1 protein-coding gene is annotated in these 1,486 nt (G+C 65.7%); it reads right to left on the bottom strand.

The window, feature by feature from the left end; translation table 11 throughout:
• On the bottom strand, positions 1–1,486 hold a 1,486-nt coding region (locus B0O95_RS15150; RefSeq protein WP_146064131.1), incomplete at both ends, for a condensation domain-containing protein.

Raw genomic sequence — 1,486 nt, 5'->3', positions numbered from 1 at the left:
CGGTCGATCGGTCGGTAGCGCCAGCCGCACCGGTGTATCGGCGAGCGTCACGCGCCAATAGTCGCTTTGCGCCTGCAGCCGCTCGCCCGTGAGCCTCTGTCGTTGCCACGCCGCATAGTCCGGATATTGAACCGCCAGCGGCAGCAGCGGATCGGCTTGCGCCCCGACGCTCGCCGCGTACAGTGCGCTCAACTCACGCGCGAGCACCCCGATCGACCAGCCGTCCGACACAATATGATGTTGCGTGAGCAGCACCACGTGTTCGTCATCGGCCACTTGAATGCCGCACGCGTGGATCAACGGACCGCGCGCCAGATCGAGGGGCGCGTGCGCGGCTTCGTACCTTAAGCGGGCCAGTTGCGCCTGTGCGTCTGGTACGCCGCGCAGATCATGCCAGCGCAGCGGCACGCCCGTGTCCGCCGGCAGCAGCCGCACCTGCGGCTGACCGTCAACGCTCACAAACGTCGAGCGCAGCGCTTCATGGCGGGCGAGGAGCGCATCCAATGCCTGTTGCCAGGCCGCTCGATCAAGCGGCCCGCGCACGCGCAGCGCCAGCGGCATATGATATGTGTCACTAACCCCATCAAGCTGTGCAAGGAACCACAGCCGCTGCTGCGCGAACGATAGCGGCAAACTGCCTTCGCGCGACACCGGCGTGATCTCGGGCAGCGCATCGGCGCCTTGTTGCCAGTGGGCTTCGAGCGCCGCGGCAAACGCGGCCAACGTAGGCGTCGCGAACAAGGTGGCCAGCGGCACGTCGGCACCCAGCCCTCTGACCCGGTTCATCACCCGCACCGCGAGCAGCGAGTGGCCGCCGAGCGCAAAGAAGCTGTCGTGCCGACCCACACGTTCGACACCCAATAGCTCGGCCCAGATCGTCGCGAGCGTCGTCTCAAGTTCGCCTTGCGGCGCTTCATACGCTTGATGCGCGAACGCGTCGTCATCCGGTGCGGGCAGCGCACGCCGATCCAGCTTGCCGTTCGGTGTCAAGGGCCACGCGTCCAGCCGCACAAACGCGCTGGGCACCATATACTCAGGCAGGCTCGCCGCCACCTGTGCGCGCAGCGTGCTCGCCAGTGGCTCATCCGCTTCGGCCTGCACATACGCGACGAGCCGCTTATCTTGGCCTTCACCCAGCGCCAGCACCACCGCGTCGCGCACCTGCGGATGCGCCGTTAAGCACGCTTTGATCTCGCCCGGTTCAATGCGAAAGCCGCGAATCTTCACTTGGTCATCGTTGCGCCCCACAAACTCCAGATTGCCGTCCGGTAAATACCGCGCCACATCCCCGGTCTTATACAGCCGCTCATTAGCGTCATCGGAGAACGGATCCGGCACAAAACGCTCGTCGGTCAGCGCCGGGCGGTTCAGATAGCCGCGCGCCACCCCCACGCCACCAATATACAGTTCACCGACCGCACCCAGTGGTACCGGCTGGCCGTGCGCATCGAGCAAATAAACGCGCGTGTTCGCAATCGGCCGGCCA

Source organism: Mycetohabitans endofungorum (genome assembly GCF_002927045.1).
In the GTDB taxonomy this organism is placed as follows: Bacteria; Pseudomonadota; Gammaproteobacteria; order Burkholderiales; family Burkholderiaceae; genus Mycetohabitans; species Mycetohabitans endofungorum.
This window is presented reverse-complemented; position numbering and strand designations above follow the sequence as displayed.